This window comes from Pseudarthrobacter cremeus (genome assembly GCF_051857465.1).
Taxonomy (GTDB): Bacteria; Actinomycetota; Actinomycetes; order Actinomycetales; family Micrococcaceae; genus Arthrobacter.
The window spans coordinates 304,769-331,516 of record NZ_JBPZHC010000003.1 but is presented as its reverse complement, the minus strand read 5'-3'; the positions used below and the strand labels follow the sequence as shown (position 1 = coordinate 331,516).

Below are 26,748 nucleotides of genomic sequence, written 5' to 3'. Positions count from 1 at the left end.
TCACATACAATTTTTTCAGGCGCGTTTCCGCTGTTGCACAGAGTAGTTGCGGCGGCCCCGGCATGGCGCCGGGACAACCTTGGCGGGCCTGGCTATCGGAAGAGAACGAGGAACTCAGTGCAGACCTTCCCAGGAGTAGGCGTCAGCCCCGGCCGCATCATCGGAACCATCCGCCAAATGCCCAAACCGATCAGCGAGCCCCCCGCAGGCGAACAGCTGCCCGCCGGAGTCACCGCCGAGGATGCGACAGCCGCCCTCAAGACCGCCTCCCAGGCCGTGCACGATGAGCTCAAGAACCGTGCCATCCTCGCGACCGGTGACGGCAAGGCAGTCCTGGAAGCCACAGCACTGATGGCCAAGGACACCATGCTCATCAAGGGTGCGGCCAAGCTCGTGGCCCGCGGCACCTCCGCCGAACGCGCCATCTGGGAGTCCGGTTCCTCCGTTTCGGAAATGCTCCACAACCTCGGCGGCTATATGGCCGAACGCGCCACCGACGTCCTGGACGTACGGGCACGGATCGTCGCCGAGCTGCGCGGCGTGCCCGCGCCCGGCATCCCCGCCTCCAACACGCCGTTCGTCCTGGTGGCCGAGGACCTGGCACCGGCAGACACCGCCACCCTGGACCCGAACAAGGTGCTGGCACTCGTGACGGCGGGCGGCGGCCCCCAGTCCCACACGGCCATCATCGCCCGCTCCCTTGGCCTGCCGGCGGTCGTGGCGGCCGTCGGCGTGGACGAACTGAAGGACGGCACGGAAGTCTATGTGGACGGCGCTGCCGGCACCATCACCGCCGAGCCCGACGAATCGCTGCGTGCGGCAGCGGAAGCATGGGCGGCCACCGCTTCCCTGCTCGCCGAATTCAGCGGAACGGGCACGACGGCGGATGGCCACCTGGTGCCTCTCCTCGCCAACGTTGGCGGCGGCAAGGACGCCGAGGCGGCCGCGAAACTTGGCGCCCAAGGCGTTGGACTGTTCCGCACCGAATTCTGCTTCCTGGAACGGGACACCGAGCCCACCGTGGAAGAACAGGCCGCGGCGTACCAGAGCGTGTTTGATGCCTTCCCGGGCAAAAAGGTGGTCCTGCGTACCCTGGACGCCGGCGCCGACAAGCCGCTCCCGTTCCTGACCGACTCCACCGAACCCAACCCCGCGCTGGGCGTCCGCGGCTACCGTACCGACTTCACCACGCCGGGCGTCCTGGACCGCCAGCTGGAAGCCATCGCGCTGGCGGAGAAGGCCTCCCAGGCTGATGTCTGGGTGATGGCCCCGATGATCTCCACGGCCGAAGAGGCTGCCCGCTTCGCATCCATGTGCGCCGACGCCGGGATCAAGACGCCCGGCGTGATGGTGGAGGTTCCGTCCGCGGCGCTGACCGCCGAAGCGATCCTCCGCGAAGTGGGTTTCGCGAGCCTGGGCACCAACGACCTCACGCAGTACGCCATGGCCGCCGACCGCCAGCTCGGCCCGCTCGCCAACCTGAACACCCCGTGGCAACCGGCGGTGCTGCGCCTGGTGGGCCTGACAGTGGAGGGCTCCCGGGCGGAGGGCCACAATAAACCCGTGGGCGTCTGCGGTGAGGCGGCCGCGGACCCGGCCCTCGCCGTCGTGCTTACCGGCCTGGGGGTCAGCACGCTGTCCATGACGGCGCGGTCGCTCGCTGCTGTGGCCGCCGTCCTCAAGACCGTCACCCTCGCCGAGGCGCAGGAGTTGGCCAAGCTCGCGCTGTCTGCGCCCAGTGCCACCGAGGCCCGCGCCTGGGTGCGGGAAAAGCTGCCCATCCTCGAGGAACTCGGCCTCTAGCCACGCCTTTCTTACCACCGCCCAATACCCCACCAGGAGGAACCATGCTCGAACGCACCGCCACCATCGCCAGCCGCTCCGGCCTGCACGCACGCCCGGCCGCGCTGTTTGCAGAAGCTGCCGGCGAGGTCGGAGTGGAAGTCACCATTGCCAAGCCGGGAGAGCCCGCGGATGAGGCGCTGGACGCATCGAGCATCCTGTCGCTGATGACACTGGGAGCTGAAAAGGGAGACGTTGTGGTGCTCCGGGCCGAGGGTGACGGCGCCGACGCGGCCTTGGACTCGTTGGTCAAGCTGCTGGAGACAGACCTCGACGCCGTCTAACGCCCGGCTGGGTAAAGCGCGACGTCGGGCCGCAGCTTGGGGGCTGCGCTCAGGCGGTGACGCCGAACCCGTCGACGGCCCGCACCCAGGCCGTGATCGCGGCGGCGGCGGGGCCCGGCGAGGTGTGCTGAAAGACGTGCCCGTGCCCGGGAATTTCGGTCAGGCCGCCCTGGACGGCCTGACCCGCGAGCCGTTCACACCATCCGCGGGTGGCCACAGGATCCTTGCCGCCACGCATCACCAGTACAGGCTGGCCGATTCCCTGGACCCTTGCTTCGATGGGATATTCCATCATCACCGGCAGCTCAGTCAGGTACCAGCGGGGTCCGGCGCGGAAGTAGTCCGAGAACACAAGGGCGTTCGAGGACAAGCTCTCGCTGAACATGGCATCACGGGTCAGCGCCAGCGCCTGCCGGGCCACTGATTTGCGGTGGCCGTCCACCACGGGACCCATCAGCACCACGCCGGCCACCAGCTCAGGCTGCTGCAATGCCAGTTCAACGGCATGCTGGGTTCCCATGGAATGGCCGATCACCACGCACGATGCCACGCCGGCGTCGGAAAGCGCCCTGTGGACGAAGGCCGCATACTCACCCACCGGCACCTGGCGGCCGGGCCTCGGGGAGTCGCCGAAGCCCGGGAGGTCAAAGGTGTAAACGTCGGCGGTTGGGGCCAGCTCGTGGTGCAACCGCGTAAGGTAGCGGTGCGAGACCCCGATTCCATGCAGGAGAACGTACACGGGGCGCGGAGAGCCCCCGGCTGCCGCAACCGAGGCGTACAGCCGGCCGGTCAATCCGCCGAATTCAATGGCTTGGCCCCCGCTGAGTTTCACCCAGTGAGCATACCGCCGTCCGCAAGGGATCCGGGGCTAGGCTGTTGGGATGGCACTGATAGCTCCCAGGATGACCGCCGGCCTTCCGGCCGAGGACGCAGGGAAACTTCGGCGGGCGCTGGAAGGCGGCAACGACATTACGGTGTTTGTGGACGGCACGGTCCACCGTCTGACGCCCCAGGCGAGGGACGCCGTCGTCGATCTCCTCAGCCGGTTCAGCCGCGGCGAAGCGGTGACCGTCAGCAGCGTCGAGGAGATGCTCACGACATCCCAGGCCGCGGAACTGGCCGGGATTTCCCATACGTACCTTCGGAACATGACCGACCGCGGCGAGATTCCGGTGGAATACCGCGGCACGCACCGCCGGATCAGGCTTGCTGCCATCCTGGCCTGGCTGGACGAGCAGAAGAAGAGCGAACAGCAGAACGGCGGGACCACCCAGGGAGCCGGCGTAGAGGCGGCAATTGAACAACCCGGTCAGGCTGCAGGTAGCAGCTAAATGCGCGGCCGCATGGCCCAGCGCCGCATCTTCAGCGCGGCGTGCAGCTCCAGCCGCGGCATACCCCGGAGCGGGTCCGCCCCCAGGAGCTGGCGGATCCTGCCCAGTCTGTTGTAGATGCTGCTTCGGTGCAGGTGGAGTTTGGTGGCAACGTCCTGGATGGAGCCGTCGTTGTCGTAGATGAGTTCCAGCACCGGGAGGAGCTCACCGTTGCGGTCGTGGTCCTCCAGCATCCGGACGTAGACGGAGCCCGAGTCAGCCCAGGCACTGGCACCTCCCCCGGCCGAGCCGAGTAACTGGTAGATCCCAGTGGCCCGGCAGTCCACCAGTTCGCCCAGTTGGGGATCCACCGCCGCCGCCTGGGCGGCCAGCCGGGACTGCCGGTAGGCTTCGGCAAGCTCACGGGGTTTGGCGAATCCCTCGCTGATGCCCAGGATGATGCGGTGCACCGGCCGCCCGGAGCGCTTGGCCAGCTCCAGCTGGTAATGGACCAGTACCTGGGCGTGGTTGGCGCGCCCCACGGACTCGCGGAACAGCACCACCGAATGGGTTTCGGTTCCTGCACTGAACAGCACCAGGTCAACGCCGATGGTGGCCTGCAGGGCCGCGGAGCGGTGGATCAGCGTGGAGGCGATGGGGTCAGGGCCGCCGGCCCAGCCGTCGGCGTCGAGCACCGTCACCACCTGCCACGGGCCCTTGCCCTGGATTTCCTTCCAACCGGCTACAGCTGCCAGGGCGTTGGCCTCCCCCGAACAGGCGGCCAAAAACTCCCGTTCCCGGCCGCGCCTGAATTCGGATTCGGCAGTATTGGATTCGAGCAGCAGGCCTGAAAGCTGCTCGATCTCACGGCCCACATCCGGCAGCTGGGCAAGGATTGCCGCTGGATTCTCGTCCTCCGAGTCCTGCTGCACCCACAGGTAGCCCACGCGGAATCCCCGGACCATCAGCGGAACGCAGATCCGGCCCAGCATTCCAAGGTCCGGGTTGGCGGGGATCGCCAACGGGCGGACCGCCGTGGCAATCCCGTGCGAGAGCTGCCAGGCGCTGACATCAGCGGGCACCCTTTTGCTCAACAGGAAGTTGACCCGGACCTTGTCCGCGTGGGCCTGGTTGGAGCTGTAGGCGAGCAGCAGGCCATCCAGATCTTCCAGCGAAAGTCCGCGTCCAAGCTTCCCCGCCACCTGCTCCACAAGCTGTTCCACATCCTGCTGCTGCATGGGGCAACACTACTGCTACGCGTGTCCCTTCGGCGAACGGACACGAGGCGACACCTGACGCTTCCACGCTCAACAAATGTCGAGTCGCGCGGTCTAAAAACCCCGGAATGACGCCGGTCCAGTCCCGCGGTCCTCCCGCTTTCGTGTCAGCTGAGTCACAACCGGATTTATTCTGGAAGTACAAATTTTCCCCGCAATTCCGGGCCCACAGGCCTGGTGAACATGGAGCCCAAAATGATCATCGGTGTCCCCAAAGAGATCAAGAACAACGAATTCCGCGTGGCCATCACGGCCGCCGGCGTCCACGAGTTCCGCACCCACGGCCACACCGTCCTGGTGGAGCGCGGCGCAGGTCTTGGTTCCGGGATCACAGACGAGGAATATGCCATCGCCGGCGCCGAAATCGTTGCCGCCGCCGACGACGTCTGGGGCCGCGCCGACATGGTCATGAAGGTCAAGGAACCCATTGCTGCGGAATACCACCGCTTCCGCAAGGGCCTGATCCTCTTCACCTACCTGCACCTCGCGGCCGAACCGGAACTGACCCGTGAGCTGATCAACTCCGGCGTCACCGCCATCGCCTACGAAACCGTCCAGGAAGGCCGTTCGCTGCCGCTGCTGGCCCCGATGTCCGAGGTTGCCGGCCGTCTTTCCGTCCAGGTTGGCGCCACGTCCCTGATGGCTCCTGCCGGCGGCAAGGGTGTGCTGCTCGGCGGCGTACCGGGCGTCCGTCCCGCCAAGGTGGTTGTCCTCGGCGCCGGCGTTGCCGGAACCAACGCGGCAGCAATGGCCCTCGGCCTGGGCGCCGACGTCACCATCCTGGACATCAACATCAACCGCCTCCGCGAACTCGACGCCCAGTATCAGGGCCGCCTGAAGACCGTGGCCTCGAACAAGTACGAGATCGAGAAGTCAGTGGTGGACGCGGACCTGGTGATCGGCTCGGTGCTGATCCCCGGTGCCAAGGCTCCCAAGCTGGTCAGCAACGAACTCGTCTCCCGCATGAAGCCCGGCTCAGTGCTGGTGGACATCGCCGTGGACCAGGGCGGCTGCTTCGAGGACACCCGCCCCACCACGCACCAGGAACCCACGTACAAGGTGCACAACACCATCTTCTACTGCGTGGCCAACATGCCCGGCGCCGTGCCCAACACGTCCACCTACGCGCTGACCAACGTCACGCTGCGGTACGCCGTTGCACTGGCCAACCTGGGCGTCAAAGCCGCTTTCGACCGCGACCCCGCCCTTGCCGCCGGGCTCAACATCGCAGCAGGCCACGTGGCGCACCACTCCGTATCCGAAGCGCACGGCCTGCCCCTCGTGGCTGACTGGCACGAACTGGTCTCCGCTTAGTCCTCGCCGTCCTGCTGCGCTGGACGACACACATCCTCTGCGTGCTGCTCCCCACCTGCCCCCTAGCCTCGCAAGCTCGGCCAGGGAACCCTGCCGGCGTGGGCCCATTCGTCGCTTTGACGCACGCTGTCGGATGTCTGTCGTCCCGCGCCAGTCTCTACACGCAGCGGGTCCCCGGCCTGACCTTCCAGACCGGGGACCCGCCGTCGTGCATTAGACCCTTCGTTTAGCAGTGTTTAGCCGCCGTCTAACCGCCGTTTAACCGCCGACGGCGCGGAGGGCGTTCACCTGGCCGTGGCCGTTGAAGCTGTTGTAGCCAGCGCCGCCCTGGCAGACCTGGGGCGCTCCACCGTCCAAGGCCGGGAAATTCGCGTAGACGCTCATGTCCGCGGGGCAGGCGATCGGGTCCGCGGTGTTGTTGATCCGCGAGGCCACGGTCCCCGGGTTGGTGATGCCGGTGCTGACGATCAGCGCTGCGACACCGGCTACGTGCGGGGAAGCCATGGACGTGCCCTGCAGGTAGCAGTAGCGGGCCGCCCCGTCCGTCACTGTCAATGCGGGGGCGCACGGCGCGGCTGACGGCCAGGTGGAGAGGACGCGCCCGTTCGTTGCGGCGGGTGTCAGCTGGAAGCGGCGGTCCCCGCCGGGTGCGACAACGTCGGCGGTGCCCAGGCCGTAACTGGAGTAGTACGACTTGAACAGCTTGTTTCCGTTGGCAGTGACACCGATCACTCCGGGCACCTCGACGGGCACCACGGCGCAGGCGTTGGTGATGTCACGGATTACCGCTGTGGTGTCGTCCGGGCTGGTCCAATCCTGGGTGGGGTGTGCGAGGTCATCAGATTGGTTGCCCTCGGCTGCCACAATGGTGGTGCCGTTGTTCTGGGCGAACTTGATGGCCCGGCGCTCGGCTTCCCAGATGGCCCGCTGGCCGGGGTCGTTCTTGCAGTTGAAGAGCCAGGGGTCGGCGAAGTAGCTGTTGTTGGTGACCTGGATACCGTTTGACCCTGCCCACATGAAGGCGCAGACCACCGCCTCCGGGAAGAAGAACCCGTCGTCATTGCCTGCCTTGATCCCGGCGATCTTCACGTTCGGAGCTACCCCCACCATGCCGATGTCGTTCTTCGCCGCAGCAATGGTCCCGGCAGTGTGCGTGCCGTGGCCGTTCTTGTCCATCCACGCGGCCGGGTTCTGGTCCGGGACGCCGCCCACGCACGAAACGCTCTTGGCGAAGTCCACGTTCGCGGCGAGGTCCGGGTGGGTGTAGTCCAGGCCGGTGTCGATGTCGCCCACCACCACGGAGGGGCTTCCACCGGTGATGGCGCGGGCTGCGGGAGACTGGATCTGGTCCATGTCCCACTGGAGGCCGGACAGGGGGTCGTTGCCCGGCGCGGGGACGAGGGGCTCCACGGGCGCTGACGCAGCGTCTGCGGCAGCGCCGGAGTTGTCGTCTTCGACAGCGACGGCAAAGCCCGCTGTGGACGCGGCCCCCTGAACGGCAGAGTCCGCCGAGCGCAGCGCAGCATCGAAGCCGGCGCGGTCGGACCTGACGATGGCCACGCCGATCTGCGGGTAGGTCTGGACCACGGTGCCGCCGGCAGCCTGTACCGCCGAGAGCGACGCGCCGGAAACCCCGTTCGCCTTGTAGAGAACGATGTAGGTCTGGGAGCCGGTTACAGAAGCAGCCTGTAAGCCGGCGGGGTTGGAGACCTGGGCGCTGGCCGACACCGCCGCGGGAGCCGAGGCCGCCGAAAGCCCGATCGCGAGCGCCATCGCTCCGATCGGTGCCACAATCCTGGAGAATCTTTGCATGCTGTTGCTCCGTTTCTGCCGGCTGGCACACGCGGTAGCAAGTGCGTCGCCGGCAAGGGTCCGATGTTCCCGGTCCCAACGGCTGTTGCCGGGGACCGTCCGGGTCGCCCCTCAGACAGGAGCATCACCCGCAACATCAGACCCTAGTGACTCATGTCACATGATTTCAAGAGCGCGCTGTAAGTACGCGCGCTGATTCAATGATCTTGAGGACCTCCACCGGCCCTTCGGGGTCCACCGGGAGCGGCAGCGCGGATGACGTTCCGCCGTCGAGGATCTTGTCCGCCAGCAGGCGGTAGAACTCCGGGTAGGCTCCCCGTTCCGTGGGCAGCCGGTCGAGATGGCCGTCGCGGCCCAGGGCTCCGGCCCATTCCGTTGCTTCAACGCCGAACTCCTCGTCCAGCGGGCTGCCGCCGGCCACGATGTACGGCTCCTGCGGGTCGATCCCGTGCTTGGTGAACGCGCCGGCCGATCCGAGGATGCGGAACCGCGGACCCTGCTGGGCGCAAAGCATGTTCATGCTCAGGTGGCTGGTCACGCCGGACCCGTGCGTCAGGACCAGGAAGACGTCATCGTCCACCTTCTCGTCCGGACGCCGCACCTGCAGTTCCGCGTGCGACACAGTTGCGGGGCCGAACAGCAGGAGCGCCTGATCGATGAGGTGCGTGCCCAGGTCGAACAGGACACCGCCGCCGTCCGCCGCCGTCGCATCGGCCTTCCATGCCTTTGAAATGTCCGGGGACCAGCGTTCGAAGCTGGACTCGAAGCGGGTCACGCTGCCCAGCGCCTCCCCGGCCAACAGCTTCCGTACCGTGAGGAAGTCCCCGTCCCAGCGCCGGTTCTGGAAGACCGTGAGCACCCGGCCCAGCTTCTCCGCCAGTGCGATCAGTTCCTGTCCCTGGGCGCTGCTGACAGCGAAGGGCTTGTCCACCACAACGTCGAGCCCGGCCTCCAGGGCCGCCTTCGCCAGCGGAAAGTGGGTCGCGGGCGGCGTCCCCAGCACCACCAGGTCAAGGTCCCCCGCCAGCGCAAGCGCAGCGTCGCCGTCGGGCACTGTTTTGGTGCCCGGGTAACGCTCCGCGACGGCAGCCTGCCTGCCGGCGTCGGACGTCGCAATCACGTCGAGCGAATATCGGGGGTCCGCTGCGAGCAGCGGGGCGTGGAAGACGCTCCCTGAGAGTCCGTAGCCGACGACGGCGGTGCGGATCGAGCGGGTGGCGGGTTCAGGTTCGGTGCCGGTCATACGCCAACGGTACCGCGCCACGCTCTGGCAGCTCCTGCGGGTTCCAGCGCCACGCTCTGGCAGTTCCTGCGGGTTCCAGCGGCACGCTCTGGCAGCACCGGCGGGTTCCAGCGGCACGCTCTGGCAGATCGGGCGCTTTGCCCCGACGGCGATGAAGAGGAAGTGCAAGAGCGTCGCCCGAAAACCTGCAGAGGGTGCCAGAGCGTCGCAGGGGGACGGGGAAACGGCGGAGGCCGGCACTTCCCGGAAAAATCGGGGAGTGCCGGCCTCAGCAATGAAGGGTCTGGCGGGTTGTGTTACTTCTTTACCCAACCGATGGTGGTCCAGTCCGGAACCTGGGAAAGGCTCTGGAACAGTGAGGGGCCGTAGTTGGCCAGGCCGGTGCGGACGAAGGAGATCTGCGGGCCGTTCATCACAACACCCATGGAGAAGTACTTCGCCATGTGCTCTTTTTCAACGTCCATCGCTGCCTTGTTGCGCGCGGCGTTGTCCTCGATCGAAGCAAGATCGGCGATCTTCTTGTCCAGTTCGGCGTCGCCCAGCTGGTTCTCGTTGGTCTTGGAGTCGTAGTACTGCTTCACGGCGTCCGTGGCGTCCGGACCAACGGTGTAGCCGGAGACGCTCATGTCGAAGTCGCGGCCGCCGATGACCTTCCCGAAGTCGGCAGAAGCACGCTGGTCGATGCCAACGTCCATGCCGCCGGCCTGGAGCTGCTTCTGGAGAGTCTGGGTGAAGGCGAGCGTGGTGGGATCGTCACCGAAGTTGCTGATCTTGAACGCGGCGGGCTTGCCGTCCTTCTCCATGATGCCTGCGGCGTTGGCGGTGTATCCAGCGTCGGTCAGTACCTTCTTGGCTGCATCCGCGCCGGTTTCCTTCACCGGGTAGTTGTCCTGGTAGTACTCGGAGAACGGCAGCAGCATCATGGAACCGGAGCTGGGCTCTTCCCAGTTCAAGCCGTTGAAGCGGACCTTGCGGAGGGCTTCACGGTCGACGGCGGCAAAGATCGCCTTGCGGACTGCGACGTCGGTGACCTTCTGGGCGTTGATGTTCATGCCGCCGGCGAAGAGACGCTGGCCGCGGCGGACCTCGGAGTTCTTGGTGCCATCCAGCTGCTTGTAGAGCGAGATGGTGTTAGCGGACATGCCGTCGATCTCACCGTTCTTGAAGGCTGCAATCTGCGCACTGGTCTCCAGCTGACGGAAGACCACGTTTGCCAGGACGGGCTTGGCGCCCCACCACTTGTCGTTGGGAACGAGGGTTACCGTCTTGGCGGCGGTGTCGTACTGGTCCAGCTTGAACGGGCCGGCCATCCATTCCGGGTGCATCTCACCGTTGAATCCTTCGTTGAAGATCTCCGGCGTGTTGACTGCCGGGTGGATCAGGCCGAAGAAGAGCGAATCCACCGGGTAGACCGGCTGGCTCGTCTTGACGATGATTTCCTTGTCACTGCTGCCCGCTTCGACGGACTCAACGAATTCGTAGGCTCCGGAGCTCACAATGTCATAGCCGGCGTCCGGGCTCTTGAGGATGTTCCAGGTGTTCTTGAATGCCTTGATGTCGATCGGGGTGCCGTCGTTGTAGGCGGCCTTTGGGTTGACCTTGATGGTCACGGTCTGCTTGCCGTCCTTGACTTCGCTTTCGACCGACTCGCAGAAGTCCTTGTTCGGCGTGACCTTGCCAACGAAGTCGACCTTCCAGCAGCCGCCGATGCCGCCGCTGTTCACAGCTACCGGGTTCATGGGGATCTGCAGGGCGGAGTTGTCCGCGCTGTTGCCGTTGTTGGAGAATCCGTTGAAGTCCGGGCCGATGTTGCCCAGCGGCAGGGTAACCTTGCCGCCCTGCTCAAGATCAGCCGCGGGCTTTTCGTTAACGCTGATGAGCTTGGACAGGTCGCTGCCGGACTCCTGCCCCTTAGCTGTCTCCGGTCCGGTAGACGTGCCTCCACCGCCGCAAGCGGTCAGCGTCAAGGCTGCCGCAATGGCCGCCGCTCCGCCGATCTTGGTCAGATTCTTCATGGTGTTCCCTTCATTGGTGCGAGTGGTGGTGCTTGTGGTGGTTCGAAAAAATCTAGGGGGCCTGGGGTTCCGCGGTCTCGTGGACCACCAGCATGTCCTCGTCCAGTTGGCCGTCAGGAAAGAAGCAGGCAAACTGCTGGTCAAGGACCGGTAACGGCCCGGCTTCCAGTGCCCGGACGGCCGCCGAAGGCCGGACCGCCTCCAACGGCGGTTCCAGGGTGAGGCATTTCTCCTGTTTGGCAGCAGGAAGGGCCGCGAACACCGGGCACCGGGTGGCGAAGTTGCAGCCCTTGGGAGCCTCCAGTGGCGACGGCAGATCGCCCTGGAGGATGATGCGCTCCCGCGTGCGTTCCAGCTGCGGGTCGGGGACTGGAATGGCGGAGAGCAATGCGCGCGTGTAGGGGTGGCGCGGGTTGTCGAAGACCCTGTCCACTTCCCCGATCTCCACGATCTTGCCCAGGTACATGACCGCCACGCGGTTGGAGATGTGCCGCACCACGGAGAGGTCGTGGGCCACCATCAGGTAGCTGAGGCCCAGCTCGGCGCGCAGCTTGTCCAGCAGGTTGATGACGCCGGCCTGGACCGAGACGTCCAGGGCGGACACCGGCTCGTCCAGGACCACCAGCTTCGGGTTCACGGCCAGGGCCCGGGCGATGCCCACCCGCTGGCGCTGGCCGCCGGAGAACTGGTTGGGGAACCGGTTGACGTGATCCGCCTGGAGCCCCACCAGCTTCATCAGTTCCATAATCCGTTTCCGGATGGCTGCCTTGTCCATGCCGGCGTTCTGCAGCGGCTCGGCCAGGACCTCATACACGGTAAAGCGCGGGTCCAGGGCGCCGGTGGGATCCTGGAAAACCATCTGCAGCTCACGTCGCATGGCGCCCCTGGTTTTGGCGTCGGTGGCCTCCTTGTTGCTGAGGCCGCCGATGATCACCTCGCCGTCCTGGTCCTTGTGGAACTCCATGATTTCCAGGAGCGTGGTGGTTTTGCCGGAGCCTGACTCGCCCACGATGGAGAAGCACTCGCCTTCACGGATGTCGAAGCTCAGGCCGTCCACGGCCTTGACGGTGCCGATACGCCGCTTCAGCAGGGCACCTTTGGTCAGCGGGAAGTGCTTGCGTACGTCCTTGAGCTCCAGGACCGTGGCGCGTTCGGCCCGGGGGATGGCGTCAAAGCCGGACACCGGAACCGGCGGCGCCGCGAAAATTTCCAGGACATCGACGTCGCCGCCCAATGAACCGGACCTGATGCAGGCCGCTAGGTGTCCCGGGTTGTCGCCGGCCTGCAGCAGTGGCGGCTCGCCGGTCAGGCAGGCGTCCGCCACCAGGGGGCACCGCGGCGCAAAAGAGCAGCCCGTGGGCGTGTGGATCAGGTTCGGGGGGATGCCCTCAATGGGGACCAGCGACGTCTTCTCAGCAACGTCCACACGAGGCACAGCTCCGAGCAAACCCATGGTGTAGGGCATGCGCGGGCTGTAGTAGATGTCATCCACCCGCCCCGTTTCAACCGGCTTGCCCGCGTACATGACCATGATGTCGTCGGCGATGCCTGCCACCACGCCCAGATCATGGGTAATCATGACGACGGCGGCGCCCGTTTCCTCCTGCGCCGTATGGAGCACCTCAAGCACCTGGGCCTGGATGGTGACGTCCAGCGCCGTCGTCGGCTCATCCGCGATCAGCACCCGCGGGTTGTTGGCGATGGCGATCGCGATCATCACGCGCTGGCGCATGCCGCCGGAGAACTCGTGCGGGAAGGCCCGGAGCCTGTCCTTGGGGCTGGGAATCCCCACCATGGCCAGGAGTTCGACGGCGCGGGCTTCCTTCGCTGAATTGCCCATGCCGGGATTGTGGATGGTGAGGGCCTCGATGATCTGGGCTCCCACCGTGTACACCGGGGTCAGGGAGGACAGCGGGTCCTGGAACACCATGGCGATGTCATTGCCCCGGTAGGCGCACATGGCCTTGTCGCTGAGGCCGAGCAGTTCCTTGCCCTTGAGCCGCACTGATCCCGAGATTTCCGCGGTGGGCGGGAGCAGCCCCATGATGGCCAGGGAGGTGACCGATTTGCCCGAACCTGATTCACCGACGATGCCCAGGGTCTGGCCTGGCATGAGGTCGAAATCAACGCCGCGGACCGCGTGTACCACGCCGTTCTCGGAGTTGAACCGGACGTTGAGGTCCCGGACGGACAAAACTGCGTCCGACGGCGGGTGCATGCCCGCGATATGGAGCCGCTCTACTGGCGAGGGGGCCGGGTCGGCCGGTTCGAGGTAGGTTCCGCTGCTCATTTGGCCCTCTTCTGTGCGCTGTTCTTTTTGGCCCGGCCAACCGAACTCGAACTGGGGTCGAACGCGTCACGCAGGCCGTCATTCATCATGGCCAGGGACCCGGTGAGGAGGAACATCACAGTCAACGGCACCCAGAACATCCACGGGAAGGTCTGCACCTGCGAGGTGGCGCCGCCGATCAGCACGCCAAGGCTCACGTCCGGGACCTTGATGCCGATTCCGATGAAGGAGAAGGCCACTTCAGCCAGGATGGCGCCGGTGACGCCGCGGGTAATGTCCAGGACCAGCAGTGAACCGATGTTGGGGACCAGGTGCCGCCACACTATGCGGCGCGGCGGAACGCCCATGTACTGGGCGGCCTTGACGAAGTCGCGCTGCATCAGCGACATGGACAGTGAGCGGATGAGCCTGGCGGTGCCCATCCAGCTGAAGACCAGCAGGACGATGATCAGCAGGAACCAGCTCGGGAGGTTCTTCTTCAGCCCGTCCCCTCCGCCACTGGTGGCCACGGCCACCACCAGCAGGGCGGGCATCATGATGAGTGCCTCCAGGACAAAGAGCATGACCTTGTCCACTTTGCCGCCGAAATAGGCCATGGTGCAGCCGTAGACCGCGGCAATCAGGACGGATACCAGGCCCACGATGAGTCCGATGAGGATGGAGATCCGGGTGCCTTCAACGGTCATCGCGAAAAGGTCAATGCCGGCCTGGGAGGTGCCCAGGAAGTGCTCGGCCGACGGCGGCATGCCGATATTGAAGGGGTCGATGGTCTCCTTGTCCCACTGGGTGAGGTATCCGCCGACAAAGGAGAAGACCGTCAGGGCGACGAAGATGGCCAGGCCCGCTACGGCGGTCCTGTTCCGCATGAAGCGCCGGAAGATGATGGTGGATTTTCCGATGATGACGTCGGCGCTGTCCAGATGGGCGTCCTGGGCCACTGCCGCCGGGTCGATGGCGTTGAGGTTGGTCATGGCTACTGCACCCTCACTCTCGGGTCAACCAGTGTGGTGGCGAAGTCCGCGAGGATGGCGCCAAGGGCGAAGATCACGGAGCCGTAGGCGAGGGTGGCCGTTGCGGCATTGACGTCCTGCAGCGAGATGGCATCAATGCTCCACGAGCCCACACCGGGCCAGGCGAAGATCTTCTCGGCGAAGAAGCCGCCGGCGAAGATGGCGGGAATGGTGAAGGCGATGCTCTGGGCCACGGGAATGAAGGATACCCGGAGGGCGTGCCGGGAAATGGCCTGGTTGCGGGTCAACCCCTTGGCGCGTGCCGTGCGGACAAAGTCGGCGTTGACGTTGTCCAGCAGGTACTGCCGCTGCGCGATCTGGTAGGAGCCCCAGCCAACCAGCGTGATGGCGATCGTGGGCACTGCGTAGTGTGCCAGCATGTCCACGAACTGGGCCCACCCCGGTGCCAGGCCCGGAGTGGAGATGCCGGTGACGAAGAAGATCCGCTCCCCGACCGTCTCGTTGATGTTGATGGCGCCCAACTGCACCAGGAAGTAGGCGATGGGAGCCGGCACGATGTACGCCAGGTAGCTGTAGGAGGTGATCACCCGGTCCTGGAACTTGTACTGGCGGGCCGCCGAGTACACACCGAGGGCGACGCCGATGACCAGGGTCAGGACGATCGAGGCCAGGAAAAGGCGGGTGGAGATCCACACGCGGTCACCGAATTCGGCGTTGATGAAGGCGCCGTTGGGGCTTCGGCCCCAGTCCCAGCGGGTCACAATCGCGGTGAGCCACTCGACGTAGCGCTCCCACGGGCTTAAGTCCGGGTCCAGGCCCTTCAGGCGCATGGAGTTGGCCACTTGTTCCGGCGTGGGGCGGGGAATCCGTTCCTGCTCCAGCAGCGCCGGCTTGAGGGAACTGACCGCAAGGAAATACCCGGCAGACGTGGTCAGGAAGATCATAAAGACGTACGTGATGCCGCGCTTGGCAAGGTACCTGAGCATGCGGCAGCTACTTCTGGATCGTCGCCGCCGGAACGCTGGACAAACACCTCAGGGGATCGCCCTCTGCTGGTTTCGGCTTTTCTACCTCGACTGCATCCACGTTCCAGATCCTTCCGATTTCCCCAGCCAGCCACGGATCGCGCCGCCCCCAGGTCTCCGCCGACGCATTCGCCGGCTTTCGCGACCTGACAGACACGTCCGAAAAGAACTATGTTGCGGGTCACATTCCAGAGGAAACTACCACATAGATGAGTCCCGGATACGGGCATCTGCCCGGAGAGCCCCGCGCCCGTATCAGATCGTTATGAATTCTTCAGTGCGACTGATTTGACTGGACGTTTCACCCGACTCTGGACTAACCTACCCTCCGCGAATCACGCGGGTGACGAGTTCCCGCCATGACGCAGCCAGCCGCTCGGGCGGCAGGCCGTGGACGCGGACTGAGTGCAGCAGCCTGTCCGGATCAAGGGTCGCGCTCAGTGCCATCGCCATCAGCCTCGGGTCCGCCTCCATGCCCTCTTCCCGCAGGAGGAACTCGATGTGGCGCTGCGCCAGCACGGCGGCGGGCACCTCGTGGCGGCTGTGCGGCGAGCCTTCGGCGGCGCTCGCCAGATCGCCGTGCTCCAGCACGAACGCGATTCTTTCCGTGCCGAACGCGATCAGCCGGTCCAGTCCCGACGCGCCCGGACCCAGCGGCGGAGGACCAAACATGAAGCGGGCCTGGAAGGCTGCCTCAGAGTCGCTGAGCAGCGTCATCATCAGCCCTGTGCGGCTGCCGAAGCGGCGGAAGACCGTCCCCTTCCCCACTCCGGCACGCTCCGCCAGCGCGTCCATGGTCAGGCCGTCCGCCCCGGACTCGGCGATCAGCTCGCGGGCGGCATCGAGCAGCCGCTGGCGGTTCCGCGCGGCATCGCTTCGCTCGGGAACCGGGCCCGAGAGCGATCCGGGCAGCAGTGGGATGAAGCTCACACTCCGTATCCTAGCCCCCGGGAATATTAATCGGACCACGGTCCGTTTAGATCAGTGAAGGCAGCAATGCCTCCACTTTTCCAATCGGTTAGCGGCCCGGCCGCAGCCCGAACCCAGGAGTACACATGTCAAAGAGCACTGTTCTTACCCTTGTCGGCAGCCTTCGCACCGGGTCCACCAACCAGAAGCTGGCCGAAGCCATCCAGCTGAACGCCCCCGAGAACGTTGAGGTCCTGATCCACGAGACCCTCGGCAACATCCCGTTCTACAACGAGGACATCGACGTCGAGGGCCAGGTCCCCGCCGCGGCAGCAGCCCTGCGCGCCGCCGCCAACGATGCCGACACCCTGCTGCTGGTGACCCCGGAGCACAACGGCACCGTCCCCGCCTCCCTGAAGAACGCCATCGACTGGCTGTCCCGCCCCTACGGCGCCGGCGCCCTCTCCGGCAAGCCCACCGCCGTCGTCGGCACCGCCTTCGGCCAGTTCGGCGGCGTGTGGGCCCAGGATGAGGCCCGCAAGGCCGTCGGCATCGCCGGCGCCACCGTGCTCGAGGACGTCAAGCTCGCCGTTCCCGGCTCCATGGTCCGCTTCGCCGAACTGCACCCGAAGGACGACGCCGAAGTGGTCGAGCAGATCAAGGGCGTCTTCGACGCACTCGCCGAGGCGCGCACCGTCGCAGCACAGCCGGCAGCGTAAGGCCCAAGCAGCAACGGACTGCCGCAGCCGGCTCCAGCACGGCCTGCATACCCTCAATGCCCCGGACGCCCATTGGCGTCCGGGGCATTTTGCTGTCGTTGTTACCGCACCGTGAGCGCGGTAGGGCCCGGCGGCCGCCGGCGTGACCAAGTCTTGCTCCAACCGGAACACCGCCGGCATGTTCAGGCACGTCGGAGAGCCGTAACGTTAATGCACTGGGATGCGCGGGGACGGGAACACGGTGCAGACATGGCAGGCAGGCGGGGTGCCGGGAAACTGATGGCGACGGCGGCGGTACTGACGCTTCCGCTGTGGCTGGCATGCTGCGCCCCTGGCACCGATCAGTCCGCGGACCGGGCGTTTACCGCTGGCGCAACAGGCTATGGGCGCACCGTGCCCGCCGAGGGGCCATTGGTCCCGGAGCCGCAGCCCCGGGCACTGCCGCCGGCCGTGCCGGCACCCGCTGAAAACGAACCTGCTCAAACCGGGACGGCTCAAACCCCACCAGGGCAAACTCAACAGGGGCCTGGAACCGTTGGGCCGGCCACTTCCCCGCCGCCAGGACCGGCAACGGAGTCATCAGGGAGCGGGGGCTCTGCCGTTGCAGCCGCTACAGAAACCACACCCCGCAGCGCTCCCGCAACGGCGGCCCCATCACCGGTGCCTGCGCCGGGTTCCCCGGCACCGCCGCCGGCGGAGACGCCTTCTGACACGCCAGGGGGCAGGGCGGGAGTCACCCGGATGGTCACGGCCTACTATGTGCTGCTTGACGACGGCGGCGCCGGCGGTGTGCGCTTCGGCTGCAATGACAGCCTCGCCGGCATCCGGCGGTCCGTTGCGGGTTCGGCTGAGCCGCTGACCGCCGCGATGCGTGCCCTGCTGGACGGATCAGCGGTGGAAGGGCTGTACAACGCCCTGTCCGCGTCAACATTGACGTTCCTGTCCGGAAGCTTCGACGGCACCACCGTCACGGTGTACCTCTCAGGCACCATCCGACCCGGCGGCGCCTGCGACATTCCGCGTGTGGAGGCCCAGCTCACGCAGACCGCCGTCGCCTCGGTGGGCGCAATCCGTGCCGAGGTTTACGTCAACGGGATCCCGCTGGCCGAAGCGCTCCGCCTGAAGTAGAGGCCTTCGATGCGCGAATTTTTGTCAACAACTGTTGTCTTATCGGCAACTAACGGCTGTATCCTGTGAAAGTGACCCACGAAACACTTTCTGCCGCGGCAGCCCAGTTACCCCCTGAAGCCATCGACGCCATCGAGCGTGCGGCCACGTCGGCCCACCGCGCCGTCCATCCACACGAAGCGCTGTTCTCGGCACGCGCCGCCCACATCAAGCAATCCGCCGTGCGGGACGTTTTTGATATCTCCATGCGCCCGGGGCTGGTCTCGCTCGCAGGCGGCAACCCCTACCTCCAGTCCCTTCCCCTCCCGCGCCTTGCCGCGACTGCAGCCGGCATACTGGCCGAAGAGGGGCTCATTGCCCTGCAGTACGGTGCGGGGCAGGGCACCGAGGAACTCCGCGCCCAGGTGTGTGAGGTCATGGCGGCTGAAGGGATTACTGACGCCCTCCCCCGGAATGTGGTGATCACTGCGGGCTCGCAGTCGGCCCAGGACGTGGCCACCAAGGTCTTCTGCAATCCCGGAGACGTGGTGCTGGTGGAAAACCCCACGTACGTGGGGGCGCTCAACACCTTCGAGGCCTACCAGGTGGAGGTGGCCACCGTGGAAATGGACGACGCCGGACTGGTGCCTGAGCTTCTGGAGGCCAAGATCGCGGCGCTCCAGACTGCCGGGAAGAACATCAAGTTCCTGTACACCATTCCCAGCTTCAACAACCCCTCCGGCATCACGATGGCGCGTGAACGCCGGCAGCAGATCGTTGATATATGCCGCAATGCGAATATCCTGGTGCTCGAGGACAACCCCTACGGCCTGCTCAGGTTCGATGGGAAGCCCCTTGAGCCGCTCCGGGCCGCAAACCCGGCCGACGTCATCTACCTGGGTTCATTCTCCAAGATCTTTGCGCCGGGCCTGCGAATCGGATGGGCCCTGGTTCCGGAACACCTGCAGCGGCGCTACTACCTGGCCTCGGAGTCCGTGACCCTGTGCCCGCCGCCCCTGAACCAGATGCTGGTCTCCGCGTACCTCCGGAACTACGACTGGAAGGGCCAGATCGAAACCTACCGCGGCCTTTATGCTGAGCGCTGCGCAGCCATGTTGTCCGCCCTCGAAGAACACATGCCGGCCGGGACCACCTGGACCAGGCCCGAAGGCGGGTTCTTTGTCTGGATCACCCTGCCCGAGGGCACGGACACCTACCCCCTGCTGCAGAAGGCCATCGACGCCGGCGTCGTCTTCATTCCGGGTGCCGCCTTCACGCCCTCCGACGAGCCGTCCAACAAGCTGAGGCTCGCTTTCAGCGCCGTCCCGCCCGAAGCCATCAGGGAAGGCGTCCGCCGATTGGCGCCGGTACTGCGCGATGCCCTCGCCGCGCTGTAGCGTAGGCCTCACTGAGCCTGGCCGTAATTCATACCGAGTAAAGGAGCGCAAGCATGAGCGGAATCATCGTAGTGGGGGTTGACGGCAGCGAAACTGCCAAGAAGGCAGCCGAGTCTGCCCGGGATCTTGCAGCCGCCCTGGATGCCTCGCTGCACGTGGTCTCCGCCTTTGACAGCGACCGCACCGAGGTCTTTGGCTCGGGCAGCGACCAGTGGATCGTTTCGGACGCGGATGGCGCCGAGCACGTGGCAAGGACGGTAGCTGACTCCCTGGCAGGTCCCGTCAAGGTGACCTACTCGTCCGCCCGCGGCAAGCCGGCCGAGGCACTCATCAAGGAAGCCGAGCGCCTTCAGGCCAAAATGATCGTGGTGGGAAACCGGCGGATGCGCGGCATCGGCCGGGTCCTGGGAAGCGTGGCCAACAGCGTGGCCCACAACGCCACCTGCGACGTCTACATCGCCAACACCTACGACGTCGACTAATCAGCGGACCACCGGACACCATGCACTCATCCACATGAGTGCATGGTGTCCGTTCTCACGCCGCCAGGGCCCGTTTCCACGGACAGCGGACGGTAAAATGGAAGTGCCCTCAACGGAGCGGACAGCCGAATACGCGTCCACCATCCGCTCCGTCCAAAGGGTCCCCTTGATTTCTCTGCAGCGCCGCCAGCTTGTTGGCCACGACATCCTCCTGGCACGTCACGGCAACCACATCTGCTCGATGCGGGTTGACCGCGGGAGCGGCCGCGTCATCGCGCTCCTGGACGACGGATCCGTGGACAGCGCGCCCAACCTCATCTCACCTGATCTCCACCTGCCGGAGACCCTGCGCAGCGTATTGCGGGAAGACCGGAAGTTCTTCGGGATTGTCTCGGCAGTCACCGTGGTGGTTGGCGGCCTGTTCTTCGCCACCTGTGCGGGCATGGCAGCATCCATGGCCGGGAACCCTGAAATGGCAGAGCTGCTGCTGGCGTACTCCTACGCCTACTAAGCAGCCCGACCTAAGCAGCCCGACGGCCTGCGGGCCGTAGCCGGTTCCTAGAGGAGCCAGCCGCGAAGCAGCCACCACAGGCCTGCCATCACCAGCCCGCCGAACAGCGATCCGGCCACCACCTGCGCCAGGGTATGGGCACGCAGCACCACCCGTGACCAGCCGACGGCGGGAACCAGGAGCACCAGCGGCAGCCACGCAGGCCCCAGCATGAGGACCGCGATGACTGCCGACGACGTTATGGCGGCCGCATGCCCGCTGATTTTCCAGAAGGGGCTGACAGCCGCCAGGACGATGATGCCGGCCACGATCGCCAGCACCATGACCACCACACTCCGGGGTGCATGAATGGCTGCAAGCACCACCAGACCCGCGGCGACTGAACCCAGCGCCATGATCAGCACCGGGGCACGCTGCCTGCGGTTGCTGACGTGGTGGTCAGTGACCCTGCCCAGGCGCACCAGTAACAGCAGCAGGATGAGCGGGAGCACGCAGACGAACAGCGCGGCCAGGGCGCCATAGCCGATGGTTCCCGGGAATCCCGGCTCGATCACAGGGCTGATGAGCAGCACCAACGTGACCACCACGGGGGGTTGGAAGACTTCGGTCAGCCATCTGGCGGTGCGGTTTTGGGCCCGGAGCGCTGCGTTGGTCACGATGGGGTGCTCCAGCTAATCCAGCAGGAGGGCCGGCTCCTCGAGGATGGCGGCGACGTCGGCCATAAAGCGGGCGGAGAGGTCCCCGTCCACCACCCGGTGGTCGAACGATCCGCCCAGGGTGGTGATCCACCGCGGAATGACTTCGCCGTCCAGCACCCAGGGCTTCTGCTTGATGGTTCCAAATGCCACAATCGCTACTTCACCGGGATTGATGATGGGCGTTCCGGTATCGATCCCCAGGGCGCCGATGTTGGTGATGGTGAGCGTTCCGCCCTGCATCTCGGCCGGCTGGGTCTTGCCTGCCCTGGCGGTGGTGGCCAGGTTGTTCAGGGCAACGGCCAGCTCCTTGAGCGAGAGGTCCTGCGCGTCCTTGATGTTGGGAACCATCAGGCCGCGCGGGGTTGCTGCTGCGATGCCGAGGTTCATGTAGTGCTTGACGTGGATCTCGGCGGTATCCGTTCCGTCCGCATTGTCCACCCAGGTGGCGTTGACGCTGGGGTTCCTGGCCGCGGCCCAGATGACGGCCTTGGCCAGGATCAGCAGCGGCGATACCTTGATGCCTTCGAAATCGCGTGAGGCCTTCAGCCGCTTGACGAATTCCATGGTTCGGCTGGCATCCACGTCCACAAAGATACTCACGTGCGGGGCAGCGAACGCCGACTCCACCATGGCCCGGGCCGTCGCCTTGCGGACGCCCTTGACGGGAATCTTTTCAATCCGCTGGTCCTGTGGCTTCCCGGCCCTGCCCCAGAAACCATCGGCATTGTCCAGCTCGGCGTCACGCTGGGCCTGGTAGCTGACCAGGTCCTCCCGCGTCACCTCGCCGCGGGAGCCGGTGGCAACCACATCGGCGAGATCGATCCCCAGGTCGCGGGCGATCTTCCGCACGGGCGGCTTTGCCAGGACGCGGTTCACGAGCCCGGTGATGGTGCCGCCCAGCGTGGGACGGGTGTCGACGACGGCGGCCTGGCCCGGGGCAGTCTCCTGCTGCTGCGCGGAGACTTCAGCCAGCGTGTGCGGCTGTACCGGCTCGACCTCCGGGGAGTTGCGTGACACTGCGGCGGCGGGCGCCGCCTTCCGGGGACGGCGCTTGACGGCGTCTGCCTTCGGACCCGAACCCACCAGCGGACCGCCGGCCGGGGCACCGCCTGAAGTGTCGGCGTCGTGCGCGGGAAGCATGCCGTACAAGGGCTGGACCGGAGTGGCGGGTGCCGGGACATCGGCGGGAGTCGGGTCGCCGGAGACGGCGTCCGAAACGCTGATGATGGCCGTGCCGACGTCGATGGTCACGCCTTCGGGGACCAGCAGTTCGGTGACCGTGCCGGCAAAGGGCGACGGCAGCTCAACGAGCGATTTCGCGGTCTCGATTTCGCACAGGACATCGTTGATGGCAACTGCGTCCCCCGGTTTGACCTTCCACGAGACGATTTCCGCTTCGGTAAGACCTTCGCCCACATCGGGCAGGTTGAACTTGTTCAGGGTCATGATGTCCTCTTTCAGCGGCAGGCGCGAGCGGGGAAGGTGCGGGCGGCTAGTAGGCCAGGGCGCGGTCCAGTGCCTCAAGAATCCGGTCGATGTCCGGGAGGTAGTCTTCTTCCACCTTGGCCACCGGATACGGCATGTGGAAGCCGCCCACGCGGATCACGGGAGCTTCCAGGGAAAGGAAAGCCCTCTCGCTGATCCGGGCCGCGATCTCGCCGCCGATCCCGCCAAACGTCGGCGCCTCATGGGCCACCACCAGCCGGCCTGTCTTCTTCGCTGACTCCGTGACGGTGTCGAAGTCGATGGGTGAGATGGAGCGCAGGTCAATGACCTCGATGCTGTGGCCGTCCTCGGCTGCGGCGTGGGCCGCGGCAAGGGCCACCGGCACGAGCGGCCCGTAGGCAACCACAGTGGCGTCCGTGCCTTCGCGCAGCACGTGCGCCTTAAAGGGGTCGGCCGAGGCGCCGGGTGATTCGGTGTCCACCTCGCCCTTGAGCCAGTAGCGGCGCTTGGGCTCGAAAACAATCACGGGATCCTGGCACTCGACGGCTTGCCGGATCATCCAGTAGGCATCGTGCGCGTTGGAGGGCGTGATGATCCGCAGGCCTGCGGTATGGGCGAACAGTGCCTCAGGTGATTCCGAGTGATGCTCAATCGAGCCGATTCCTCCGCCGTAAGGGATGCGGATCACGACGGGAACGGTCAGGTTGCCATTGCTGCGGGCGTGCATCTTGGCCAGCTGGGTGGTGATCTGGTTGAACCCGGGGAACACGAATCCGTCGAACTGGATCTCGCAGACGGGGAGGTAGCCGCGCAGGGCCAGGCCGATTGCGGTGCCGATAATCCCGGACTCCGCCAGCGGGGTGTCCACCACGCGGTCCGCGCCGAACTCGGCGAGGAGACCGTCGGTGACACGGTAGACGCCGCCCAGGGCGCCGATGTCCTCGCCCATGAGCAGTGACCGGGGATTGTTGCCCAACGTTGCCCGCAGGCCCTCATTCAGCGCCTTGGCTATGGTCATGGTGGTCATCAGCGGGCCGCCCTTTCCCCTGCCGCAGCGGGCTTCGTGTCGGATTCCGCGGTGTCAGCGAACCCGGCGCTGTACTTCTCAAACCAGGCGAGTTCCTCGGCGACCAGGGGGTGCGCCTCAACGTACGTGTTGGCGAAGGCTGTCCGGATATCCGGAGCTTCGAAGTCGTGGATGGTCTTGCGGACATAGGTGGCGAGGTCGTCGCCGTCGGCCCTGACCTGCTCAAAGAAAGCGTCGTCGGCCAGCCCCTGGGCCCTCAGGTACTTCTCCAGGCGGTCAAGGGGATCCTTGGCCCGCCACTGGGCCTCTTCGGCGGATTCGCGGTACTTGGTGGGGTCGTCAGCGGTGGTGTGCGCACCGACCCGGTACGTGAATGCCTCGATCAGCACCGGCCCGTTGCCCTCGCGGGCCTGTTCAAGGGCCCATTCAGTGACCGCGTGGACAGCAATTACGTCGTTGCCATCCACGCGGATACCCGGGAAGCCGTAGCCCTTGGCGCGGTTGGCCAGCGGAATCCGGGTCTGTACCGAACTGGGCACCGAGATTGCCCAGTGGTTGTTCTGGCAGAAGAACACAACAGGTGCCTTGTAGGAGGAGGCAAACACCATGGATTCATGGACATCACCCTCCGAACTGGCGCCGTCACCGAAGTAGACCATAACGGCAGCCTTCGGTTCCGCCGGCTGGCCGGGCACTCCGTCGGCAGCAGCCGCAGCGAGTTTCTGGTCCCGCTGGATTCCCATGGCATAGCCGACGGCGTGCGGGGTCTGTGCCGCGAGGACCAGCGTGTAAAGGTGGAAATTGGTGTCTTTGGGGTTCCAGCCGCCGTTGGATACGCCGCGGAACTGCCTCAGTAGTTCGGCGAGGTCCACGTTGCGGGTCAGGGCGACGCCGTGCTCGCGGTAGGTCGGGAAAATGTAGTCCTGCGGCTGGCTTGCGCGGCCCGAACCGATCTGCGCGGCTTCCTGGCCGGTCAGCGGTACCCACAGCGAGAGTTCTCCCTGGCGCTGGAGGGCTGTTGATTCGACATCAAAACGACGGATCCGGGCCATGTCGGCGTAGAAGCCGCGAAGCTTTTCCGCATCCAGGCGGTCGGCGTAGGCCGAGAACATCGGATCGGTGCCCAGGGTCCCGTCAGGGGCCAGGAGCTGGACCATGGGTTCTGCCGGAGCGCCCAGTTTGGCCTCCGCCTCAGCCTCAAGTTGGTCGTCTAGCGCTGTTCCGTCGAACTCGGTGGAGGGCAGATGTGTGTCGCCCATACCGTCTCCTTGCTTGCCGCATCCGGATGCGTTGCAATATCGCTGGGATATATGCCATTCAAGGAATGCATTCCGTTCGTGGCATATATTTTGGCTTTCCGGTCCTTACTTTATCTTCAGCAGGTGCCGCTGCTTGTACATGTTAAGCGCTAGGAACGCCGTGGCGGCTTTGTATAGTTCGCACAGAGCTGGAGGAACCGGGTGTTTGCCTCCACTTCGCCGATGCTGACACGCACACCTTCATTGCCGAAAGCGCGGACCGAAAGTGCGTGCTTCCCCGCGAGCTCGGCAAATTCCCCACTGTTCGCGCCAAGGCCCAGCCACACAAAATTGCCTTGGGCCTCGGGGACAAACCAGCCCAGCCCCCGCAGCCCGGCAGTGACGCGTACCCGTTCATCCACGAGGCTTTGTACCCTTTCTACAACCTGGTGGTAGTTCTGCAGTGAAACGATCGCAGCCCGTTCAGCGATCTGTGACACGGCGAAGGGTGTGGCAGCGACACGAAGGTACTGGGTCAGTTCAGGGTTGGACACGCTGTAGCCCACCCGGAGCCCTGCCAGGCCGTGGGCCTTGGAGAACGTCCGAAGCACTATGACGTTCGGATATTTGCGGTACATCCCGATGCCATCCACCGCGTCTTCCGCCCGGACAAACTCCTGGTATGCCTCGTCAATGACCACCACGACGTCGGAGGGGACCGCCTGGATGAAGCGCTCGGTTTCGGCCGCGGTCAGGATGGGGCCGGTGGGGTTGTTCGGAGTGCACAGCAGGATAACCCTCGTGCGGACAGTGACTGCTGCCGCCATGGCATCGAGGTCGTGGCGCCCGTCGGCGGTCAGCGGGATCTGGACGCTTTCGGCACCCGCCAGGCCCACGCTGATCGGGTAAGCCTCGAAGGAGCGCCACGCATAGATGACTTCGTCGGCTTTGCCGTCATCGTTCTGGCCCGCGAACGTGGTCAGCAGCTGGTTCAGGGCGCCCAGGCTTCCCGCGCCGGTAACGATGTCCTCGGCGGGCACGGCGAGGAATTCAGCGAGCGCCGCGCGCAGCTTACTGCTGAGCGGATCCGGGTACCTGTTGAAATCCGTCTGCCCCGCAATGGCCTCAAGCACCGCCGGGATCGGCGGCAGCGGGTTCTCATTGGAAGACAGTTTGTAGCTGGCCAGTCCCTCGACGGCGGCGGGAGGTTTTCCTGCGGCGTAGCGTGGAAGCCGGGCGACCACCGGACGCGGGCGGATTCCCCCGGGCACGGTCTCTGAAGAAGTCATGCAAACCAGCCTACTTCTGATGGGGAGGGTGCACCCGGCGGCGGCGGTTCAGGAGGCGCGCAGGGCAATGTGACAGCATGGACGTATGCGCTCCTTCATCGTTCGGGTCCTGATCAACGGGCTGGCCCTCTGGATTGCCAGCTGGATCCTGCCGGGCCTGGACATCTCCACGTCCGCGACCACCGAGGCCGTGGCCAAGACGGGTGTCACCCAAGGCACGGACACTATCGGCATCATCCTGGCTTACCTCTTCATCGGCCTGATCTTCGGGGTGGTCAATGCGTTCGTCCGTCCCCTCGTCAGTTTTCTCAGTCTGCCGATCACCATCCTTACTCTGGGCCTTTTCACGATCGTCATCAATGCCGCCATGTTGTACCTGACGTCCTGGATCAGCAGTTACACGCCGGTGCATTTCACTATCGACTCGTTCTTCTGGACGGCGGTGCTCGCGGCGATCATCATCACGCTGATCTCGCTCGTGGCCGGCAGGGTTCCCGGCGGCCAGCGGCGCTGACGCCGGAACACATGGCCAGCCCGGCCTC

General features: G+C 65.6%; 23 protein-coding genes and 1 pseudogene. 10 read left to right on the top strand and 14 right to left on the bottom strand.

Annotated features, from left to right (window positions below):
* Positions 1 to 117: 117 nt before the first annotated feature.
* Both ptsP and ACS5PJ_RS08130 read left to right on the top strand, forming a co-directional pair.
* Positions 118 to 1,803: a phosphoenolpyruvate--protein phosphotransferase gene (gene ptsP / locus ACS5PJ_RS08135; protein ID WP_439434405.1), complete on the top strand. Its 1,686-nt coding sequence runs from the start codon at positions 118 to 120 to the stop codon at positions 1,801 to 1,803.
* Between the two features lie 44 nt (positions 1,804 to 1,847).
* Entirely contained in the window at positions 1,848 to 2,126 is a 279-nt protein-coding gene (locus tag ACS5PJ_RS08130) for an HPr family phosphocarrier protein (protein WP_439434404.1), read from the top strand.
* A gap of 49 nt (positions 2,127 to 2,175) precedes the next feature.
* Here the strand turns inward: ACS5PJ_RS08130 and ACS5PJ_RS08125 are convergent, their stop codons facing one another.
* On the bottom strand, positions 2,176 to 2,958 hold the full coding sequence (locus ACS5PJ_RS08125; protein ID WP_439434403.1) for an alpha/beta fold hydrolase: 783 nt from the start codon (positions 2,956 to 2,958) through the stop codon (positions 2,176 to 2,178).
* 49 nt (positions 2,959 to 3,007) lie between these two features.
* Here ACS5PJ_RS08125 and ACS5PJ_RS08120 point away from each other — a divergent pair, with 49 nt between their 5' ends.
* On the top strand, positions 3,008 to 3,457 hold the full coding sequence (locus tag ACS5PJ_RS08120) for a helix-turn-helix domain-containing protein (protein ID WP_439434402.1): 450 nt from the start codon (positions 3,008 to 3,010) through the stop codon (positions 3,455 to 3,457).
* Here the strand turns inward: ACS5PJ_RS08120 and ACS5PJ_RS08115 are convergent.
* A pseudogene (locus tag ACS5PJ_RS08115) lies at positions 3,454 to 4,783 on the bottom strand (PucR family transcriptional regulator). The gene ACS5PJ_RS08120 and the pseudogene ACS5PJ_RS08115 sit on opposite strands and share 4 nt — an antisense overlap.
* Positions 4,784 to 4,908: 125 nt before the next feature.
* Between ACS5PJ_RS08115 and ald the strand changes: the two are divergent.
* Positions 4,909 to 6,027 (top strand): alanine dehydrogenase, encoded by a 1,119-nt coding sequence (gene ald / locus ACS5PJ_RS08110; protein WP_439434401.1) that lies wholly within the window; start codon positions 4,909 to 4,911, stop codon positions 6,025 to 6,027.
* Between the two features lie 258 nt (positions 6,028 to 6,285).
* Here the strand turns inward: ald and ACS5PJ_RS08105 are convergent, their stop codons facing one another.
* From ACS5PJ_RS08105 to ACS5PJ_RS08075, 7 genes are all read right to left on the bottom strand, one after another.
* Positions 6,286 to 7,839: a S8 family serine peptidase gene (locus ACS5PJ_RS08105; protein WP_439434400.1), complete on the bottom strand. Its 1,554-nt coding sequence runs from the start codon at positions 7,837 to 7,839 to the stop codon at positions 6,286 to 6,288.
* Positions 7,840 to 8,005: 166 nt separating this feature from the next.
* A complete protein-coding gene (locus ACS5PJ_RS08100) occupies positions 8,006 to 9,082 on the bottom strand; it encodes a Gfo/Idh/MocA family protein (RefSeq protein ID WP_439434399.1) in 1,077 nt (358 codons plus the stop codon).
* A gap of 296 nt (positions 9,083 to 9,378) precedes the next feature.
* Complete coding sequence (locus ACS5PJ_RS08095) at positions 9,379 to 11,097, bottom strand: ABC transporter family substrate-binding protein (protein WP_439434398.1); 1,719 nt, start codon at positions 11,095 to 11,097, stop codon at positions 9,379 to 9,381.
* 52 nt (positions 11,098 to 11,149) lie between these two features.
* On the bottom strand, positions 11,150 to 13,387 hold the full coding sequence (locus tag ACS5PJ_RS08090) for a dipeptide ABC transporter ATP-binding protein (RefSeq protein ID WP_439434397.1): 2,238 nt from the start codon (positions 13,385 to 13,387) through the stop codon (positions 11,150 to 11,152).
* Positions 13,384 to 14,358 carry an ABC transporter permease gene (locus ACS5PJ_RS08085; RefSeq protein ID WP_439434396.1) on the bottom strand — a complete coding sequence of 325 codons (975 nt, stop codon included), beginning with the start codon at positions 14,356 to 14,358 and terminating at the stop codon, positions 13,384 to 13,386. The genes ACS5PJ_RS08090 and ACS5PJ_RS08085 overlap by 4 nt, the downstream gene beginning before the upstream one ends.
* A 2-nt stretch (positions 14,359 to 14,360) precedes the next feature.
* On the bottom strand, positions 14,361 to 15,344 hold the full coding sequence (locus ACS5PJ_RS08080) for an ABC transporter permease (RefSeq protein WP_439434395.1): 984 nt from the start codon (positions 15,342 to 15,344) through the stop codon (positions 14,361 to 14,363).
* A 360-nt stretch (positions 15,345 to 15,704) separates the two neighbouring features.
* Positions 15,705 to 16,313 (bottom strand): TetR/AcrR family transcriptional regulator, encoded by a 609-nt coding sequence (locus ACS5PJ_RS08075; RefSeq protein WP_439434394.1) that lies wholly within the window; start codon positions 16,311 to 16,313, stop codon positions 15,705 to 15,707.
* A 125-nt stretch (positions 16,314 to 16,438) separates the two neighbouring features.
* Between ACS5PJ_RS08075 and ACS5PJ_RS08070 the strand changes: the two genes are divergently transcribed.
* From ACS5PJ_RS08070 to ACS5PJ_RS08050, 5 genes are all read left to right on the top strand, one after another.
* Positions 16,439 to 17,011, top strand: coding sequence for an NAD(P)H-dependent oxidoreductase (locus tag ACS5PJ_RS08070; protein WP_439434393.1), 573 nt, complete (start codon positions 16,439 to 16,441; stop codon positions 17,009 to 17,011).
* Positions 17,012 to 17,752: 741 nt separating this feature from the next.
* Entirely contained in the window at positions 17,753 to 18,139 is a 387-nt protein-coding gene (locus tag ACS5PJ_RS08065; protein ID WP_439434392.1) for a GerMN domain-containing protein, read from the top strand.
* 71 nt (positions 18,140 to 18,210) lie between these two features.
* The gene (locus ACS5PJ_RS08060) at positions 18,211 to 19,515 is read left to right on the top strand and encodes an aminotransferase-like domain-containing protein (protein WP_439434391.1); all 1,305 of its coding nucleotides are present in this window, start codon (positions 18,211 to 18,213) and stop codon (positions 19,513 to 19,515) included.
* A gap of 53 nt (positions 19,516 to 19,568) precedes the next feature.
* Complete coding sequence (locus ACS5PJ_RS08055; RefSeq protein WP_439434390.1) at positions 19,569 to 19,997, top strand: universal stress protein; 429 nt, start codon at positions 19,569 to 19,571, stop codon at positions 19,995 to 19,997.
* A gap of 166 nt (positions 19,998 to 20,163) precedes the next feature.
* Positions 20,164 to 20,508 carry a hypothetical protein gene (locus tag ACS5PJ_RS08050; RefSeq protein ID WP_439434490.1) on the top strand — a complete coding sequence of 115 codons (345 nt, stop codon included), beginning with the start codon at positions 20,164 to 20,166 and terminating at the stop codon, positions 20,506 to 20,508.
* A gap of 47 nt (positions 20,509 to 20,555) precedes the next feature.
* Here ACS5PJ_RS08050 and ACS5PJ_RS08045 read toward each other — a convergent pair whose 3' ends face one another.
* The 5 genes from ACS5PJ_RS08045 to ACS5PJ_RS08025 form a co-directional block, all read right to left on the bottom strand.
* A complete protein-coding gene (locus ACS5PJ_RS08045) occupies positions 20,556 to 21,164 on the bottom strand; it encodes a phosphatase PAP2 family protein (protein WP_439434389.1) in 609 nt (202 codons plus the stop codon).
* Positions 21,165 to 21,179: 15 nt separating this feature from the next.
* Positions 21,180 to 22,652, bottom strand: coding sequence for a dihydrolipoamide acetyltransferase family protein (locus tag ACS5PJ_RS08040; RefSeq protein WP_439434388.1), 1,473 nt, complete (start codon positions 22,650 to 22,652; stop codon positions 21,180 to 21,182).
* 46 nt (positions 22,653 to 22,698) lie between these two features.
* Entirely contained in the window at positions 22,699 to 23,679 is a 981-nt protein-coding gene (locus tag ACS5PJ_RS08035) for an alpha-ketoacid dehydrogenase subunit beta (protein WP_439434387.1), read from the bottom strand.
* Positions 23,679 to 24,938 carry a pyruvate dehydrogenase (acetyl-transferring) E1 component subunit alpha gene (pdhA, locus tag ACS5PJ_RS08030; protein WP_439434386.1) on the bottom strand — a complete coding sequence of 420 codons (1,260 nt, stop codon included), beginning with the start codon at positions 24,936 to 24,938 and terminating at the stop codon, positions 23,679 to 23,681. Before pdhA ends, ACS5PJ_RS08035 begins: the two co-directional genes overlap by 1 nt.
* Before the next feature lie 149 nt (positions 24,939 to 25,087).
* Positions 25,088 to 26,206, bottom strand: a complete 1,119-nt coding sequence (locus tag ACS5PJ_RS08025; RefSeq protein ID WP_439434385.1) for a histidinol-phosphate transaminase — start codon at positions 26,204 to 26,206, stop codon at positions 25,088 to 25,090.
* Between the two features lie 85 nt (positions 26,207 to 26,291).
* Here ACS5PJ_RS08025 and ACS5PJ_RS08020 point away from each other — a divergent pair, with 85 nt between their 5' ends.
* Complete coding sequence (locus ACS5PJ_RS08020) at positions 26,292 to 26,720, top strand: phage holin family protein (RefSeq protein WP_439434384.1); 429 nt, start codon at positions 26,292 to 26,294, stop codon at positions 26,718 to 26,720.
* Positions 26,721 to 26,748 lie beyond the last annotated feature (28 nt).